This window comes from Butyrivibrio sp. X503, from assembly GCF_003625475.1.
GTDB lineage: Bacteria > Bacillota > Clostridia > Lachnospirales > Lachnospiraceae > Butyrivibrio.
This window is the reverse complement of the sequence record NZ_RAIQ01000006.1, coordinates 97,990-115,862: the sequence shown is the minus strand read 5'-3', so window position 1 is coordinate 115,862 and position 17,873 is coordinate 97,990. Positions and strand designations below refer to the sequence as shown.

Sequence of the window (17,873 nt, the reverse complement as noted above, 5' to 3'; positions counted from 1 at the left end):
AAACGCAAACAGGAAGGAACCACAATGGCAAAGAAGAACTTTTTTTTGAAGCTTGGAATTGCATCTGCGCTATTCAGCGGCATCTATGCATTCAGTAATTATATTTATAAAATTTCGTCTTTTCCGCACCAACACAAGGATAGCGATCCGGACTTTTCTCCCGACATAACGGATGGAAGGTTGTTTATCAGAAATCACACCAATAAAAGGGATATGTATATTGACAGTATTGACGGTCTTCGCCTTCATGCTTCTTATATTCCTTCGGATATCGACAGTCACAAATACGTGATCCTTATCCACGGTATCTGGAACAATTCTGAATACTGCGGAATCTACGCCAAGCACTATCTTGAAAACGGCATCAATTGTCTTCTCCCTGATCTTAGAGGCTTTGGCAAGAGCGAAGGTAAGTACGTAGGTTACGGCTACGATGACAGATTTGATATTTTGGAGTGGATCTATTGGATAGTAAAAAGAGATCCCGATGCACATATTCTCATACACGGAATGTCCATGGGCGCTGCAACAACGCTCATGACTACAGGAGAGAAGCTTCCTTCCAATGTTAAGGCTGCCATCTCAGACAGTTCTTATTCAAGACTTGTTGAGCAGTTTGCTTCTTCCTACAAATTGTTTAAAGGCTCTTTTGTTCCGCTTCCGATAGCTCTTTTTATTTCAAGAATAGTTATTCTTCTTCGTTCGGGCTTTGACATCAATAAGGTTAATCCCGTCGATGCTGTTAAAAGATCCGAGACACCGACACTCTTTATACACGGAGACGACGATACGCTTATCGATCCTCATATGTGTTCGACTCTTTACGAAGCTGCAAAGTGTCCGAAGAAATATTGTATGATACTTGGCTCCGGTCATATCGAAGCTGTAGTAAAAGATCCGGATAATTTCTGGGGTAAGATTCGTACTTTCCTTGAATCGACTGAGTTTTAAGTAATTTTTAATTACATTAAATTGGCGTAGCCTAATGGCTACGCCTTAATTTTTGATTATTTTATTATCAGACAAGTCCGAATGTTTTTAATATAAAGAGCCAGAAAGTCAGTGAAAAAGAACATCCGAAGGTCGTAAGCATTACTATACTGCTGCTTAATACGCCGTCATGTCCCATGCTTTTGGCCATTATATAGCAGCTTACGGTCGTAGCCGATCCCAGCATTACAAGTATTGCTATAAGCTGTTCTCCCGAAAAGCCAAGCTTTACTGCGATTGGAAGGAATATTGTCACAAGGACAAAGAGTTTGATAAAAGCTGCTATAAATGCGGGTTTTACTTCATTCACTGCCTTTTTTACATCAAATGCAGCGCCCATCGCCATGAGTCCAAGCGGAGTTGCAAGTTTTGCTATATCTCCCACAAGCGTAGCAAATATCTTTGGCTGAGGAATGTGCAGCACGGACCATATCAGTCCTATTAGGATCCCTATGATTATGGGATTTTTTATGATTCCGACAAGAGTACTTTTTATAAACTTGCTCTTTTCGTTTTCTTTTTCCGAAATGGCTGCTTCGCTGTCATTTGCTGTAACCATAAGGATTATGACTGCGAATACGTTATAGAGAGGAACGCTTCCAAGTATCATAAGAGGTCCCATTCCGGAGCTCATCTCTCCATATATATTTTGGATAAAAGCTATTCCGAGAAGGGCGGCGCTGCTTCTGTAAGCACCCTGTATGAATTCTCCTCTTTTTGCTTTTTCTTTTACTATAAATTTGGAAATAATTGATATAACAGCAATACTAAACGCTGTTACAAAGAAACAAAACAGTACGAATTTGCCGTCCCAAGTCCCTGCAAAATCCTGGCTTGCGAGGTCTTTAAACACCAATACGGGGAGCGCGATCTTGAATACGAATTTATTCATCCACGATGCGGCTTTCTCATCTATGATGCCGAGTTTATTGAAGATATAACCCAGCACCATCAGGAGAAATATTGGTAATGTAACGTTTAAACTAAAAAGTAAGTTTTCCATAGTCCTACGTAATCTTAATCAGTCTTATTTTAATATAATCCCAACAGGGCAGTGGTCAGAGCCCAGAGCCTCGCTGTAAATCTTTGCATCCTCAACCTTAGGCATAAGATCCTTGGATACAATAAAATAGTCAATACGCCAGCCGGCGTTCTTTTCCCTTGCATGGAATCTGTAAGACCACCATGAATATGCACCCTCAAGGTCAGGATAAAAATATCTGAAAGAATCTACAAGGTCGGAAGAAACTACGTTATCAAACTTTGCTCTTTCTTCATCGGTAAATCCCGCATGACCCCTGTTAGACTTGGGATTTTTGAGGTCGATCTCTTTATGTGCAACGTTGAGATCTCCACAGTAGATAACGGGTTTGGTCTCTTCGAGCTTTTTGATGTATTTAAGAAAATCATCTTCCCAAACCTGTCTGTATTCAAGTCTTGAAAGGTCTTCTTTGGCATTTGGAACATAGACCGTTACCAGATAGTAATCCGGATACTCTGCTGTTATTACTCTTCCTTCGTGGTCATGTTTTTCTATTCCCAGTCCGTAAGTTACGGATAAAGGTTTTTCTTTGGTAAAAATTGCTGTTCCGGAATAGCCCTTCTTTTCTGCATAGTTCCAGTATTCTTCATAATCCGGGAGGTCCATCTTGATCTGACCTTCCTGAAGCTTTGTTTCCTGGAGGCATATCACATCAGGATTTTCTTTTTCCATAAATTCCTGAAAGCAGCCTTTTGATACACAGGCTCTGAGTCCGTTAACATTCCATGATACAAGTTTGATTCCCATGCTTAGATATTTCCTTTAATTCGTTGTAAGCTCTCATCCGTCTCTTTTAGCATCTGGCGGAGCGAGAGGTTTTCTTCATAGCTGAATTCGCAGATTGAATACTGCAGATGATTTATATATCTCTTGGATTCGCTAAAGAGCTTGGTGTTCTGCACGGACATTTCCTCGCGAAGTGCCTCTGAGCGATCTTCATCGGCGGTAATCTCTATGACCGCAAATTCATCACCTCGGATCCTTCCGATTATGCAATCATCAAATACCGTCTGCAGTATGTCCGCAACCTTCTTAACGACGCGGTCTCCCTCGTCGTGTCCGTAAATATCGTTGATATTTTTGAGCGATTCCATGTTAATGTACGCAACGATCGCATATTTTCCTTCACTGAAGTTCTCCTTCAGAAGGTCGTACGCTTTCGCAAAGAATCCTCTTCTGTTGAGTCCTCCCGTGAGATAGTCCTGATCTCCTATATGATCAAGCACTGAATCGTCTCTTGCAAGCTCTTCCTGCACATCGTACAGCTCTTCTCTTGTTTCCTGCAACTGTCTTTCAAGATATGAAAGTCTTGAAATTCCGGTAAGTATACCTGTGATGCTGTCAAAAAAATGATCTATCAAAAACTTTTTATGGAAATCCACAATAATAAGACCAAGCTGGCAGTCTCCTACAAAAAGATTTCCCATGATCAGCACTTTGTTTTCGTCTCTGGTAAACAAAGATATTACTTCGCTCGTATCCGTTTCAAGCTTACCGTCTTCAAAAAGCGCTTCTTTACCGTTTATTATCGCAGCTTTTACGCCGATTTTCTCCGGGATTGCCCAATTGTTTTTCTCGTTGTTTTTGATCTTTTTGTCATAGAGAAAGATTCCGCAATCCTTTAATCCGTTGTCTAAAGCTATTTTGGTAACTGCTTTATAAGAGGCTTCGGATTCGTATTTTCTGTGAAGGATCTTCCTTCCGATATCGGCTATGGTGATAAGCGCCTTATAATCGGGCTCGGGATCGAAACCAAATTTTTGATCGGCTTCAAGCGGCGGAAGTACCTGGTTCTTTACATAGAAAATCGCATCGCAAACAGCCTCATATCCAAGCTGCTCGAAATGCTCTTTCTCATTTTCTACCTGATTTACAGATAAATATCCTTCTTGTTCCGTGAGTGTGAGTACGGGAATATCTTTGAACTTTTTTAAGAATGCTTCTTTTCTCAGAATAGTCGTCTCTTTGCCTATTCTCTCTATATCAATTAAAAGAGCATCAAAATTCATCTCTTTGGCATAGTCAAAAAGGGCATTGTACTGATAATCGTAATCATCCTCTTTTTCTTTGCCTTTTTTGGAACAGATTTTTTTACCCGGCATAATGACAAGGGTAACTTCCTTGTCATTAGCCGCTTTTACTGCACCCATGCAGATTCTTTTTACTATTTCTTCTTCCGGTTCAGAGATTAACAGTCCAATATTCATTGAGTCCCCTCACAATCAAAGTATATTAAACTTCTTCTTCGCTTACATCTTCGATATCGTCAAGCTCTTTATCTCCGTCGGAGATTTTCTCTCTGACTTTGGCTATCTTGGCAACCGTAACATCCTTATCAAGGTTGATCATCTTAACACCGGATGTAACTCTTCCGTGTACGGTAATCTCATCCATTCGAAGCTGAATGATAATACCCGCACTTGTTATCATCATGATCTCATTGTCGCTGTTTACAGCCTTTACTCCGACTACAGATCCTGTCTTTTCAGTGATCTTGTAGCACTTAACACCTTTTCCGCCTCTGAACTGGCTGTGGAATTCATCAAGTGTTGTTCTCTTTCCGTAGCCTTTTTCGGAAACGATAAGGAGTGAATCTCCCTGTGTATTGAGCTGCATTCCGACAATCTCATCTGTGTCGTCAAGCATCATTCCTCTAACACCCATCGAAGATCTGCTGGTTGTACGGACATCGCTCTCTGCAAAGTGGATACACATTCCGTTTTTGGTAACAAGGAATACTTCTGTATCCTGCTTAAGTGTCTTTACTTCTATAAGCTCGTCATCGTCTCTTAAGTTGATGGCTGCTAGTCCTGTTTTTCTGACATTTGAGAAATCAACTATAGGAGTTTTCTTTACGGTACCCTTCTTGGTAACCATGAACAGACACTTATCTTTGTCCTCGAAATCCTTAACCGGGATCATGGCCGTTATCTTTTCTCCGGGCGCAAGCTGAAGGAGGTTTACGATTGCCATTCCTCTTGATGTTCTGGATGCCTCCGGAATCTGATAAGCCTTTAATCTGTACACTCTTCCCGTGTTGGTAAAGAACATAACGTAGTTATGTGTCGTCGTCATAAGGATATCTTCCACAAAGTCATTGTCGATCGTGGTTATTCCCTTGATTCCCTTACCTCCGCGGTTCTGAGCCTTAAAGTTATCGATAGACATTCTCTTGATATATCCTAAGTTAGTCATTGCGATAACAGTATTGACGTTGGGAATGAGATCCTCCATATCAATGTCGGAATCGTCATGTCCTATCTGAGATTTTCTGTCATCTCCGAATTTGTCGGAAATCTCTGTGATCTCAGTCTTGATTACTCCAAGAAGGAGCTTTCTGTCTGCAAGAATTGCCTTTAATTCTTCAATCTTCTTTAAGAGTTCTGCGTGCTCCTGCTCAAGCTTGTCTCTTTCCAAGCCTGTGAGAGTACGAAGTCTCATATCAACAATAGCCTGTGCCTGAGCATCGGAAAGTCCGAAACGACCCATCAACTGCTCTTTTGCAATGGCAACTGTTTCACTTCCTCTGATAATCTTGATTACTTCATCGATATTATCAAGGGCAATGAGCAAGCCTTCCAAAATATGGTTACGCTCTTCTGCCTTGTTGAGATCATACTGAGTTCTTCTTGTAACTACCTCTTCCTGATGCTTGATGTAATGCTTAAGCATTTCGGTAAGTCCAAGCACCTTGGGCTGATTGTTTACAAGTGCGAGCATGATGATTCCGAAGGAATCCTGCATCTGAGTATGCTTGTAGAGCTTGTTGAGCATGATGTTAGGGTTAACATCATTTCTAAGCTCGATTACAACACGCATACCTTCTCTGTCAGACTCATCTCGAAGAGCTGTGATTCCGTCAAGCTTCTTGAGCTTAACAAGCTCGGCAATCTTGGAAATCATATTAGCCTTGTTTACAAGGTAAGGAAGCTCTGTTACAACGATTCTGTTCTTACCGCCTGACATAGGCTCAATATTTGTAACGGCTCTTACTACTACTTTGCCGCGTCCTGTTCTGTATGCTTCCTCGGCACCTCTTGTTCCGAGGATTATTCCTCCCGTAGGGAAGTCGGGAGCTTTTACGATGGGAAGAAGCTCCTCAATATCTGTTTCTCTATCCTCAAGAACGCGGTTGTCTATCATCTTAACTACCGCATTTATTACTTCGCGAAGGTTATGAGGAGGAATATTTGTTGCCATTCCTACCGCAATACCTGTTGTTCCGTTAACCAAAAGGTTGGGATAACGGCTGGGGAGTACTGTAGGCTCTTTCTCCGTTTCATCAAAGTTTGGAGTGAAATCTACGGTATCTTTGTTGATATCGGCCGTCATCTCCATTGAGATCTTGGTGAGTCTTGCCTCTGTATATCTCATAGCGGCAGCGCCGTCACCGTCCACGGAACCAAAGTTTCCGTGTCCGTCTACAAGACAGTATCTCATGGACCAAGGCTGTGCCATGTTAACCAAAGCACCGTAAATAGAGCTGTCACCGTGAGGGTGATATTTACCCATTGTATCTCCGACGATACGCGCGCACTTACGATGCGGCTTGTCAGGACCGTTGTTGAGCTCTATCATGGAATACAGGATTCTTCTCTGAACGGGCTTAAGACCGTCTCTTACATCGGGAAGCGCACGAGATGCAATAACACTCATGGCATAATCGATATAATCCGATTCCATGGTCTTCTGAAGATCAACCTCTTTTATTTTGTCTATCGTAACCTTCTCAAAAACGTCATCTGACAGGTTATTATTGTTGTTATTGTTATTATTATCTGCCATTTTTTTCCTCTGTTTATACCGGTTTTTTAGATATCCAGGTTCTTAACGAATTTAGCGTTCTTTTCGATGAATTCTCTTCTGGGCTCAACCTTATCTCCCATGAGAGTTGTAAATGTGACATCAATGTCTGATTCTGATTCTTCATCGATCGTTACTTTAAGGAGTACTCTTCTCTCAGGATCCATTGTTGTCTCCCAAAGCTGCTCGGGATCCATCTCTCCAAGACCCTTATAACGCTGTATCTTATTATTCTGATCTCTTCCAACATCCTGAAGAATCTTATTAAGTTCTTCATCGCTGTATGCATACCAGACTTTTTTATTCTTCTCAAGCTTATAAAGAGGCGGCTGTGCAAGATATACATGGCCCTCTTTGATAAGTTCGGGCATGAACCTATAGAGGAAAGTAAGCATAAGTGTTGCAATGTGAGCACCGTCTACGTCGGCATCGGTCATGATGATGATCTTGTTGTAACGAAGCTTGGAAATATCAAAGTCTTCGTGAATACCGGTTCCGAAAGCAGTGATCATGGCCTTGATCTCGTTATTGGCGTAGATCTTATCTACTCTGGCCTTCTCTACGTTGAGGATTTTTCCTCGAAGAGGAAGGATAGCCTGTGTCGCACGACTTCTTGCTGTCTTAGCGGATCCGCCGGCGGAATCTCCCTCAACTATGAAAATTTCGCAGTTCTTGGGATCTTTATCGGAACAATCCGCAAGCTTACCGGGAAGTCCAAGTCCATCAAGAGCTGATTTTCTTCTTGTGAGATCTCTAGCCTTTCTAGCTGCATCTCTTGCTCTCTGAGCAAGGATAGCTTTTTCAAGGATCTGCTTGGCAACGTTAGGATTCTGCTCAAGGAAATATGTGAGCTGTTCACCTACGATACCTGCAACTGCTCCTCTTGCCTCGGAATTTCCAAGCTTCTGCTTAGTCTGTCCTTCAAACTGAGGATCCTCAATCTTAACACTAATGATAGCCGTAAGACCTTCTCTTATATCCTCACCTGTAAGGTTGTCCTCGTTATCTTTGAGCATCTTGTTTGCTCTTGCGTAGTCATTAAAAGTCTTGGTAAGAGCAGCCTTGAAGCCCTCAAGATGAGTTCCTCCTTCAGGAGTATTGATATTGTTTACGAATGTATAGATACTCTCTGTATAAGAATCATTGTGCTGAAGAGAAACTTCAACCTGTACGTTGTTTTTATTTCCTTCAAAGTACATGATCTCATCATAAAGAGATGTCTTACTCTTGTTGAGATACTCAACGAATTCCTTGATTCCTCCTTCGTAGTGGAATGTCTGGCTTGTAGGTTCTTCGCCTTCTTCCACTCTAAGGTCTGTAAGTGTGATCCTAAGACCTTTGGTAAGGAATGCCATCTCTCTGAGTCTCTGCTTAAGAATGTTATAATCGTAAATTGTTGTCTCTTTAAAAATAAGAGCATCAGGCTTAAAGTATACTCTTGTTCCTGTAGCACCTTCGGGTGCATCACCTACGACCTTAAGAGGATAACAAACTTTTCCTCTTTCGTATCTCTGCTCATATACTTTGCCGTCTCTTGTTACCTGAACTTCAAGCCACTCTGAAAGCGCGTTAACTACAGATGCTCCTACGCCGTGAAGACCACCGGAAACTTTGTAACCGCCACCGCCGAATTTACCGCCGGCGTGAAGGATTGTAAATACAACCTCAACTCCGGTAAGACCTGACTTGTGGTTAACATCAACGGGAATACCTCTTCCGTTATCTTTTACAATGATCGTGTTATCCTCATTGATGGTTACTTCGATATGATTACAAAAACCCGCAAGGGCTTCATCAACCGAGTTATCCACTATCTCGTAAACAAGATGGTGAAGACCTCTGCTGGCTGTCGTTCCGATATACATACCGGGTCTTTTTCTAACCGCTTCAAGTCCTTCAAGAATCTGGATTTGGTCAGCGCCATACTTTACTTCTTCGTTTCCCATTTTAAGCTCCGTTTCTTAGTTTTCGCTACTTACTGTTCCTTCTGTTACCTTGAACAGCTTATCTATTTCAAATCTGTTGTTTACAAATTCATCAAGTCCGGTACAGGTTATTATTGTCTGTATATTTCCTATGGTGTTTAAAAGATAATTCTGTCTGTTGCTGTCAAGCTCCGACAATACATCGTCCAAAAGAAGTACCGGATTTTCTTTTTTAGCTCTTTTGACTATCTCTATCTCTGATAATTTTAGTGATAAAGATGCCGTTCTTTGTTGTCCCTGCGAGCCGTATTTCCTGATATCTATTCCTTCTTCATCAGGATTTTTCCTGACGATAAAAGAAAAATCGTCCTTATGCGGTCCAACTGTAGTCTGCTTGGAATACATATCTTTTTTCCTTGAAGCAGTGAGCTTTTTTTCAAATTCATCACTTTCCACATTTGGCTCATAATAAACGGACAGGATTTCTTTTTCTCCCGTCAATTTACTGTGAATAGGTCTTATTATTTCATTAAGATCTTTGATGAATTTTTCTCTTGTTTTGATTATGACGGATCCATACTCGCATAACTGCTTGTCTTGAACATCCAAAAGAACACTGTTTTCGGGATGTTCAAAAAGATCCTTTAGAACTCTGTTTCTTTCGACTACTAACTTATTGTACTTAGAAAGACTATTCAGATATATCTGATCCAGCTGACACAGCTCCATATCCATGAATCTGCGCCTTTCTGAAGGACCGTTTTTGATAATACTAAGATCTTCAGGCGAGAAAAATACTACATTTAGTTTTCCTATAAGGTCGGATGCTCTCTTGATCTTTTGAGAATCAATAGCAATTCCTTTGGATTTATTCTTTCTAAGATGCATGTCTACGCGATATTCTGCGTTATCTTTTTCAAGAATTGTCCTGATATGGGCTTCTTCTTTGCCAAATCTTATTATTTCTTTATCCTTGCTACCCTTGTGTGACTTAGTGGTTGCAGAAACAAAAATTGCTTCGAGAATGTTTGTCTTTCCCTGAGCATTGTCACCGTATAAAATATTTGTACCGCTGCTGAAATCAATCTTTACATTCTCATAATTTCTGAAATCAGCAAGTTCCAGTGATTTTATTATCATTTTTCTATCTTAACCTGACGGCCGTCGTATTCAAAAATATCTCCGTCGTATAATTTACGACCTCTTCTTGTCTCGACTTCTCCGTTCACCTTAACCATTCCGGCTTGAATGTCCATCTTGGCATCAACACCTGAACTTTCAAGTCCGGCTTTTTTCAGAGCCTGACCAAGTTTAATAAATTCATCCTGTGCTCTTAAATTTATAATTTCCATCGCTTGTTATATCCTAAAAATCAATCTACTGTGGTGAAGTTAACAGGGAGTACAAGATATGTGTATGTTGAATCTTTATCCCTGATAAAGCAAGGAGCTTTAGGATTAACAAGATAGATATCTACTGTCTCATCCTCAATCGCTCTGAGCGCATCGATAAGGAACTTGGGATTGAATCCGATCATAAGATCTTTACCCTGCTTATCTATATCAATCTCTTCATCCATACTTCCTATGGCTGAATTGATCTTAAGCTCCATCTTTCCGTCAGTAACCGAAATGATGACAGGCTTTTTATCTCCCTCTTTTACAAGGAGAGTTGCTCTGTCTATACAATCAAGGAACTCTTTTCTGTTAATGCTCATCTTTGTTTCGTAGTCACTTGAAAGCATCTGATCAATGCTGAAATACTCACCTTCAATGAGACGAGAAACAACAATAGTCTTATCAAACTCAAAGAGAACATGCTTGTCGGTAAAATAGATATTTACCATTTTCTCTGTGCTGTCGCCGAGAATCTTACTGATCTCTCCGAGTGTTTTTCCGGGAACTATAACTTTCTTGTAGGAATAAGATCCTCCAAGCTTAACTTTTCTGATGGAAATTCTGTGTCCGTCAAGGGATACGAGCTTTAAGTTTTCTCCGTCTACTTCAAAAAGCTCACCTGACATCATTTTATTTGCGTCGCTTTCAGATATTGAAAAGATTGTTTGCTGAATTACATTTCTGAGAGTGAACTGTGAAACAGTTACTCCGTCGATTTTTTCGATAGAAGGAAGATAAGTGAAATCATCACCCTTTCTTCCGATGAGGTTGAATTTAGCTTTTTCGCAGCTGATCGTAACTTTGTTGGAACTGTCGGATTCTATTGTAACGTCGTTATCAGGAAGTTTTCTAATAATGTCAAAGAAAATCTTGGCATCAAGAGCTATAAATCCTCTTTCTACAATGTTTCCTTCCACTACAGTCTGTATTCCCAACTCCATATCGTTAGCAATGAATTTGATCATTCCTTCTGTAGCGTCAACCAATATACATTCAAGAATAGACATTGTTGTTTTAGAAGGAACAGCCTTCGACACAATCTGTAATCCACTCACTAGGTTAGATTTTGAGCATACAAATTTCATTTAAGTCATTACTCCCTTCGTGCATGCAAATATAAAAATAATATAAATAAATAATAAAAGAATTAATAATAGCTGTTGATAAGTGTAAAACCTATTCTATTATACAATCTGTGAGGCTTTTTTACAAATTTTTGGGTGTTGATAATAAAAATTTAGATGTTGAAAAAATAAAAGTTATAAACAAGCCAAATTTTGGCATATCAGCCAATAAAATATTATCCACCCTCAAATAACAATTAATTCAGATACAAATACACACAGATTTACATAGTTATCCACAAATATCCATAATGATTGTGTTTATTATAAAGAAGGATTGAGTTTCTTCATTATAATATCTATGTTTTTATTGAGTTCATCATCAAGCGATAGTTTCTGTCTAATCTTATTTATTCCACTCATTACGGTAGTGTGATCTTTTTTACCAAGAATCTTACCTATCTCTTCTAGTGAAGCGTCGGTATGTTCTCTGCAAAGATACATTATTATCTGTCTTGGAAGAACAATTTCTGAATTTCTCTTCTTGGATATAATGTCGTCTTTCTTTGTTCCGTACTGTTCACATACTGTATCAATGATGAGCTGCGGTGTAATAACCTTGGTCTTGTCAGGATAAATAATATCCTTCAACGCTTCCATTGCATTTTCCAAAGTAACATCAACGTTGTAGAGTCTCGAATAAGCAATTATCTTATTATATGCACCTTCAAGTTCTCTGATGTTGGACTTAATATTGGTAGCAATGTAATCTATTACTTCATCATCAATACTCTTACCGTAGTTCTCCGCATTTTTACGAAGAATTGCCATTCTGGTCTCATAATCAGGAGACTGAATATCTGCGATGAGTCCCATCTCGAATCTTGATCTGAATCTTTCCTCAAGAGTTTCCATCTCCTTAGGTGGTTTATCGGAAGAAAGAATAATCTGTTTACCGGCCTGATGAAGCTCGTTGAAAGTGTGGAAAAATTCTTCCTGAGTTGATTCCTTACCTATAATAAACTGAACATCATCGACCATAAGTACATCAACAGTTCTATATTTTTCTCTGAGCTTGGACATACTCTCAGTTTTACCACTTCTGATTGATTCAATAACTTCATTGGTAAACTGTTCTGAAGTTATATAGAGAATCTTTGCTTTGTGATCATGCTCCATTATGAAGTGACCGATTGAATGCATAAGGTGAGTCTTACCAAGTCCCGGTCCTCCGTATAGGAAAAGAGGATTGTAAGATGTTCCGGGTGATTCGGCAACAGCAAGAGAAGCAGAGTGTGCAAACTTATTGTTGCTTCCTACTACAAAGGTATCAAATCTATATTTTGGATTAAGATTTGAATGTTCATAGTTAATGTTGCTTGAATACTGGTTTTCCTGATCTTTTACCAGATCATTTTCAAGTGTTTCTTCATTATTAATAGCATCTTTTTTGAGAATAAAAGATACGTCGACCATATCTTCAAGAAATTCAGAGATGGCAACTTTAATAAAGTCCATATAGTGGCCTATTATATATTGAAGGGCCATTGAATTATCGGATGGAATCAGAATTATGACGTTGTTGTCCTCCATACTGTATACAGTAAGAGGATCGATCCAAGTCTTGTAAGATATCTCCGTAATACCTGATTCAATCTTGATAGTGTGCTTAATTGACTCCCAATTAGCTTTTAATTTTTCTGTGATTTCAGTAGTAGATTGCATGAAAAACTCCCCAAAATAGCAAGATTATAGACTTTTACTATTTTATATTAAATAGTGTCAAATATCAAACAAGCACATTTTGTGGATAACTTTTGTGAAAAAAATTTTGCAAAACACCCTATTTTTTTCTTGTGGAAAAAACATTGTTTTTCCACCTAAAACTATCTACCGTTATAAATGGCTTAAATATGGGCTTTTATTTTAAATGTGTCCAAATTATGCCCTAGGTTTTCCACAAAATTCAGGAAAAATGTGGATAAAAAGAGGTTTGAAATATTAATCAACAGGTTATCCACAAAATCAACATTTTGATGTGGATAACTTTTATCGACACAATATATTGTCAAATATTTTTTTTAGATTTTTTTTGAAATATCCAAGCCCAATTTTCTGAGGTTTTATGGGTTGACTGCTATCTTTTTATTTATTATAATTATAAAGATTTTTTCCACACAGGATGTAATCTGTAATTATTTAGATAGTTTCTGAGTAATTATATATACTTAGTTTTTATTTAGTTTGTGTAAGAAGGAGGTGTTTCCGACTATGAAGATGACATTCCAGCCTCATAAGCTTCAGAGAGCCAGAGTTCACGGCTTCAGAGCAAGAATGGCTACTAAGGGCGGCAGAAAAGTTCTCGCAGCCAGAAGAGCAAAGGGAAGAAAGAGATTATCTGCTTGATAGTAAAGGTCACAAATGATGTGGCCTTTTTTCTTCTTCCGAAATTATAAAGGATAAACAGATGCTTTTTTCAGAATCAATGAAAAAGACAAGTGAATTCCGCAATGTTTATGGTAACGGTAAGAGCTATGCCAATAAATACATAGTTCTTTATGTGTGGAAAAATAACGGTTCTACCAATAAACTTGGGATTTCATGCAGTAAAAAGATTGGGAACAGTGTTGTAAGGCACAGATTTGCAAGACTTGTTCGAGAAAGTTACCGGCTACACGAAGATATGTTCAATAGTGGTTTGGACATAGTAGTCGTTGCCAGAGCCTGTGCAAAAGAGGCAACTTTTTTTGATATAAAAGATTCTCTTTTAAGCTTGGCAGGGAAGGCCCGCATAATAAAAAATGGCGGTATTTAAATGAAAAAGATATTGATCTATCTAATAAAATTGTATAGGAAATATCTGTCTCCGTTAAAAAGAACAAAATGTCCGTATATTCCTACATGTTCGGAATACGGACTAGAAGCAATAGAAAAGTACGGAGCCCTTAAAGGGGGACTACTGGCTGCTTGGAGAATTTTAAGGTGTAATCCTTTTTCAAGCGGTGGATATGATCCGGTTCCGTAAGTGCTAGGAGGAGGTTAAATTTGTTAGCATTATATTTTTCCCAGGATAAGGGAAAACTTCTTAAGCCCATCGTTTGGCTGCTTGGCCAGGTAATGAATGCAATTTTTAATGCATTAAATGCAATCGGCATTCCTAATATCGGCCTTGCAATTATTATTTTCACTATTGTAATTAATCTTTGTCTGCTTCCTTTGACATACAAACAGCAGAAGTTTTCTAAACTTCAGTCTAAGATGAGCCCAGAACTCAAGGCTATCCAGGAAAAGTACAAAGGTAAAAAAGACAACGATTCTATGCTGGCTATGCAGCAGGAGACCAAAGAGGTCTATGCCAAGTATGGCGTATCTCAGACCGGAAGTTGTTTGCAGCTGTTAATTCAGATGCCTATTCTTATTTCACTTTATCGTGTTATTTATGCTATTCCGGGCTATGTAACCATTGTTAAAAATGCTTTCTATCCTTTGGTAGAGCAGATCCGCACAACTGACGGTGCAATTGATTTTGTACAAAATTCAATTTCCAGCGCTAAGTCATTTTCAGGACAGTTCAGTAATGAGCTTTTTGTAAAAGGCGATGTTCAGTACGTTGAGAATACTCTTATTGATGTTTTAAATAAGGCTTCATCAGCAGACTGGTCCAATTTTACTGAGAAATTTTCAGGACTTTCTTCTTCTATAGAAAGTACACATAGTTTATTAAGTAAGTACAATTCATTCCTTGGACTTAACATCAGTGATTCACCAAGATTTATGTTTCAGACTGCTTTTGCAAATAAGCAGTTTTTACTTCTTCTCGGAGCAATTGCTATTCCTGTTCTTTCTGCATTTACACAGTGGGTTTCCGTTAAACTTATGCCTCAGCCTGCACAGGCAGATGGCAAGGCCGATCAGAACGATCCTACAGCTCAGATGCAGCAGTCAATGAAGACTATGAATGTTATGATGCCTCTTATGTCTGCGGTATTTTGCTTCAGTCTTCCTGCAGGTATGGGTATTTACTGGATTGCAAGTGCTGTTGTAAGAGCAATTCAGCAGGTTCTTATCAACAAGCATATTGATAAGACAGACATTGATGCTCAGATTGCCAAGAATATCGAGAAGTACAACGAGAAAAAAGAGAAGATGAAGGCAACACCTTCCATGAACAGATATGCCAACATGAATACTAGAAGCATTTCTTCAGTAGCTTCTAAATCATCTGTTTCTATGGAGGAGAGAGAAGCTGAGCTTCAGAAAGTAAGAGATGTTTATTCCAATAAAGAAATCCGAAAGGATTCTCTTCTTGCTAAAGCAAACATGGTAAAAGAGTTTAACGAGAAAAACAATAAATAATAATTCCTATAGGGGAGGGAAAAATGGAATATAGAGAGTTTACGGCAAAAAACGTTGACGATGCCATTACAGAGGCATGCGAAGCTTTACTTGTTACAAGTGACAGACTTGATTATGAAGTTATAACGAGCGGTTCATCAGGATTCCTTGGAATCAATGCAAAGCCCGCCGTTATCAAAGCAAGAATTAAAGAAGATAAGCCTGAAGAAAAGGTAGAAGTTAAAACTTCCGAGCCCAAGAAGGAAGTAAAGAACGAGACAAAGAAGGAAACCAAGAAAGCTGCCGAAGAGCCTAAGGTTTCAAAGGTTTCTGATATCGATGCCGGCAAGCTTACATCTAAAGCAGATGCTTTCCTTAAGGAAGTATTCGATGCTATGAAAATGGAAGTTGCTATTGAATCGAAATTCAACGCAGAAGATAATATCTTAGATATCGAGCTTAGCGGAGCAGAGATGGGAGTTCTCATTGGTAAGAGAGGACAGACACTTGATTCTCTTCAGTATCTTGTTTCTTTGGTAGTTAATAAGGAATCTGCCGATTACATTCACGTAAAGGTAGATACAGAAAACTACAGAGAAAGAAGAAAAGCTACTCTTGAAAATCTTGCTAAGAATATTTCTTATAAAGTTAGAAAGTCAAGACAGTCAGTAGCTTTGGAGCCCATGAATCCTTATGAGAGAAGAATAATTCATTCAGCTCTTCAGGGTGACAGATACGTTACTACTCATAGTGAGGGTGAAGAACCATTCAGAAGAGTAGTGGTTACTTTAAAGAAATAATTATAAGATCCCCCTCCGAGCAAATGCTTTGAGGGGGATTATTTGAGTAATATGTAGCTTGTTTCTTCACGGTAGTTTTATCGGAGGATTGAAATGCCAGGAGTACTAAGGACTTTCAGTAATGATACGATCTGTGCCATTGCTACGGCTATGTCTGATGCCGGAATAGGTATTATCAGAGTAAGCGGACCGCAGGCACTTTCTATCTGTGATACTGTTTACCTTTCATCAAAAAAAGAACATACTCTTTTATCTCATGAACCAAATACGATCAAGTTTGGTTATATTTGTGATGGAGAAGAAATTATTGATGAAGTAATGATCTCTTTTATGAAGGCTCCTCACAGCTACACTATGGAAGATGTGATTGAGATCAATTCTCACGGCGGAATGCTTGTGATGAACAGCATTCTCAATCTTTTATTGGATAAGGGCTGCAGACTTGCTGAGCCTGGTGAGTTTACAAAGAGAGCTTTTTTAAATGGTAGGATTGATCTTACTAAAGCTGAAGCAGTTATGGATATCATCAGCGCTCAAAATAATTTTGCGTTTGAAAGCTCCAAAGGACAGCTTCAGGGTAAGCTCAGTTCCAAGATTAGAAGCCTTCGTGAAAAGATACTTTATGAGATGGCTTTTATCGAGTCTGCTCTTGATGATCCAGAGAACTATGACCTTACCGGTTATCCCGAAAAATTAAAAGCAATTGTAGATCCGATGAAAAAAGAGATTGCATCTTTGATTGAGACCGCCGATGAAGGTAAGATCAGAAAAGACGGTATAAAAACCGTTATTGTAGGAAAACCTAACGCCGGAAAATCATCTCTTTTAAATGCTCTTACCGGCGATGAAAGAGCTATTGTAACAGATATCGCCGGTACAACACGTGATGTTATTGAGGAAACGGTCAGACTTGGGGATATTGTTCTTCATGTTATTGATACGGCCGGTATCAGAGACACAGAAGATATCATAGAAAAGATCGGTGTTGATAAAGCAAAGAGTAAGATCGAAGAAGCTGATCTTATTTTGTATATTCTTGATTCTACCAATGAAATTGATAGTGAAGACAAAGATATTATAGAACTATGTAAGTCCAAGAAGACGATAGTTCTTTTAAATAAAAACGATCTTTCTGATAATATTAAAATAACAGAAGATATTATTCGTATGCATTTTTCAGACTCTTCAAACGATCATTTGCCTATAATAAGAACTTCTATGTTAAAAGGAAATGGCATTTCAGAATTGAAAGATGCTATATCTGAATTATTCTTCAACGGTGATATTGTTCCCAAGCAGGAAATATATATTACCAATGTAAGACATAAAGATCTTTTGAATAAAGCTTTTAATAGTTTGGAGCTTGTTCTTGATAGTATTTCTAAGAATCTTTCCGAGGATTTTTACACTGTTGATCTGACAGGTGCGTATGAAGCACTCGGAGAAATACTTGGCGAAGAGATTGGCGACGATCTTGTAGAGGAAATCTTCTCCAAGTTTTGTATGGGTAAATAATT

General features: G+C 38.8%; 16 protein-coding genes. 7 read left to right on the top strand and 9 right to left on the bottom strand.

Annotated elements, in window-relative coordinates; all coding sequences use genetic code 11:
- The first annotated feature begins 24 nt into the window (after positions 1 to 24).
- Positions 25 to 951 carry an alpha/beta hydrolase gene (locus D6853_RS11945; RefSeq protein WP_120658237.1) on the top strand — a complete coding sequence of 309 codons (927 nt, stop codon included), beginning with the start codon at positions 25 to 27 and terminating at the stop codon, positions 949 to 951.
- 67 nt (positions 952 to 1,018) lie between these two features.
- Here D6853_RS11945 and D6853_RS11940 read toward each other — a convergent pair whose 3' ends face one another.
- The 9 genes from D6853_RS11940 to dnaA form a co-directional block, all read right to left on the bottom strand.
- Positions 1,019 to 1,993, bottom strand: a complete 975-nt coding sequence (locus D6853_RS11940; RefSeq protein WP_120658236.1) for an AEC family transporter — start codon at positions 1,991 to 1,993, stop codon at positions 1,019 to 1,021.
- 24 nt (positions 1,994 to 2,017) lie between these two features.
- Positions 2,018 to 2,779: an exodeoxyribonuclease III gene (locus D6853_RS11935; RefSeq protein ID WP_199713031.1), complete on the bottom strand. Its 762-nt coding sequence runs from the start codon at positions 2,777 to 2,779 to the stop codon at positions 2,018 to 2,020.
- Between the two features lie 2 nt (positions 2,780 to 2,781).
- Positions 2,782 to 4,239, bottom strand: coding sequence for a GGDEF domain-containing protein (locus D6853_RS11930; protein ID WP_120658235.1), 1,458 nt, complete (start codon positions 4,237 to 4,239; stop codon positions 2,782 to 2,784).
- 25 nt (positions 4,240 to 4,264) lie between these two features.
- Positions 4,265 to 6,817 carry a DNA gyrase subunit A gene (gene gyrA, locus D6853_RS11925; protein ID WP_120658234.1) on the bottom strand — a complete coding sequence of 851 codons (2,553 nt, stop codon included), beginning with the start codon at positions 6,815 to 6,817 and terminating at the stop codon, positions 4,265 to 4,267.
- A 26-nt stretch (positions 6,818 to 6,843) separates the two neighbouring features.
- Positions 6,844 to 8,781 carry a DNA topoisomerase (ATP-hydrolyzing) subunit B gene (gene gyrB, locus D6853_RS11920; RefSeq protein WP_120658233.1) on the bottom strand — a complete coding sequence of 646 codons (1,938 nt, stop codon included), beginning with the start codon at positions 8,779 to 8,781 and terminating at the stop codon, positions 6,844 to 6,846.
- 15 nt (positions 8,782 to 8,796) lie between these two features.
- The gene (gene recF / locus D6853_RS11915) at positions 8,797 to 9,900 is read right to left on the bottom strand and encodes a DNA replication/repair protein RecF (RefSeq protein ID WP_120658232.1); all 1,104 of its coding nucleotides are present in this window, start codon (positions 9,898 to 9,900) and stop codon (positions 8,797 to 8,799) included.
- On the bottom strand, positions 9,897 to 10,112 hold the full coding sequence (locus tag D6853_RS11910; RefSeq protein WP_120658231.1) for an RNA-binding S4 domain-containing protein: 216 nt from the start codon (positions 10,110 to 10,112) through the stop codon (positions 9,897 to 9,899). The genes recF and D6853_RS11910 overlap by 4 nt, the downstream gene beginning before the upstream one ends.
- A 20-nt stretch (positions 10,113 to 10,132) precedes the next feature.
- The gene (dnaN, locus tag D6853_RS11905; protein WP_120658230.1) at positions 10,133 to 11,242 is read right to left on the bottom strand and encodes a DNA polymerase III subunit beta; all 1,110 of its coding nucleotides are present in this window, start codon (positions 11,240 to 11,242) and stop codon (positions 10,133 to 10,135) included.
- Positions 11,243 to 11,545: 303 nt separating this feature from the next.
- The gene (gene dnaA / locus D6853_RS11900) at positions 11,546 to 12,946 is read right to left on the bottom strand and encodes a chromosomal replication initiator protein DnaA (protein ID WP_120658229.1); all 1,401 of its coding nucleotides are present in this window, start codon (positions 12,944 to 12,946) and stop codon (positions 11,546 to 11,548) included.
- A gap of 546 nt (positions 12,947 to 13,492) precedes the next feature.
- On the opposite strand from dnaA, the gene rpmH reads away from it, so the two are divergent.
- The 6 genes from rpmH (at position 13,493) to mnmE (ending at position 17,871) form a co-directional block, all read left to right on the top strand.
- The gene (rpmH, locus tag D6853_RS11895) at positions 13,493 to 13,627 is read left to right on the top strand and encodes a 50S ribosomal protein L34 (protein WP_013282343.1); all 135 of its coding nucleotides are present in this window, start codon (positions 13,493 to 13,495) and stop codon (positions 13,625 to 13,627) included.
- Between the two features lie 61 nt (positions 13,628 to 13,688).
- On the top strand, positions 13,689 to 14,036 hold the full coding sequence (rnpA, locus tag D6853_RS11890) for a ribonuclease P protein component (RefSeq protein WP_120658228.1): 348 nt from the start codon (positions 13,689 to 13,691) through the stop codon (positions 14,034 to 14,036).
- Positions 14,037 to 14,246, top strand: a complete 210-nt coding sequence (yidD, locus tag D6853_RS11885; protein ID WP_120658227.1) for a membrane protein insertion efficiency factor YidD — start codon at positions 14,037 to 14,039, stop codon at positions 14,244 to 14,246.
- A 20-nt stretch (positions 14,247 to 14,266) separates the two neighbouring features.
- The gene (locus tag D6853_RS11880; protein WP_120658226.1) at positions 14,267 to 15,577 is read left to right on the top strand and encodes a YidC/Oxa1 family membrane protein insertase; all 1,311 of its coding nucleotides are present in this window, start codon (positions 14,267 to 14,269) and stop codon (positions 15,575 to 15,577) included.
- 23 nt (positions 15,578 to 15,600) lie between these two features.
- The gene (gene jag, locus D6853_RS11875; RefSeq protein ID WP_120658225.1) at positions 15,601 to 16,356 is read left to right on the top strand and encodes an RNA-binding cell elongation regulator Jag/EloR; all 756 of its coding nucleotides are present in this window, start codon (positions 15,601 to 15,603) and stop codon (positions 16,354 to 16,356) included.
- 93 nt (positions 16,357 to 16,449) lie between these two features.
- Positions 16,450 to 17,871, top strand: a complete 1,422-nt coding sequence (mnmE, locus tag D6853_RS11870; RefSeq protein ID WP_120658224.1) for a tRNA uridine-5-carboxymethylaminomethyl(34) synthesis GTPase MnmE — start codon at positions 16,450 to 16,452, stop codon at positions 17,869 to 17,871.
- The last annotated feature ends 2 nt before the right edge of the window (positions 17,872 to 17,873 follow it).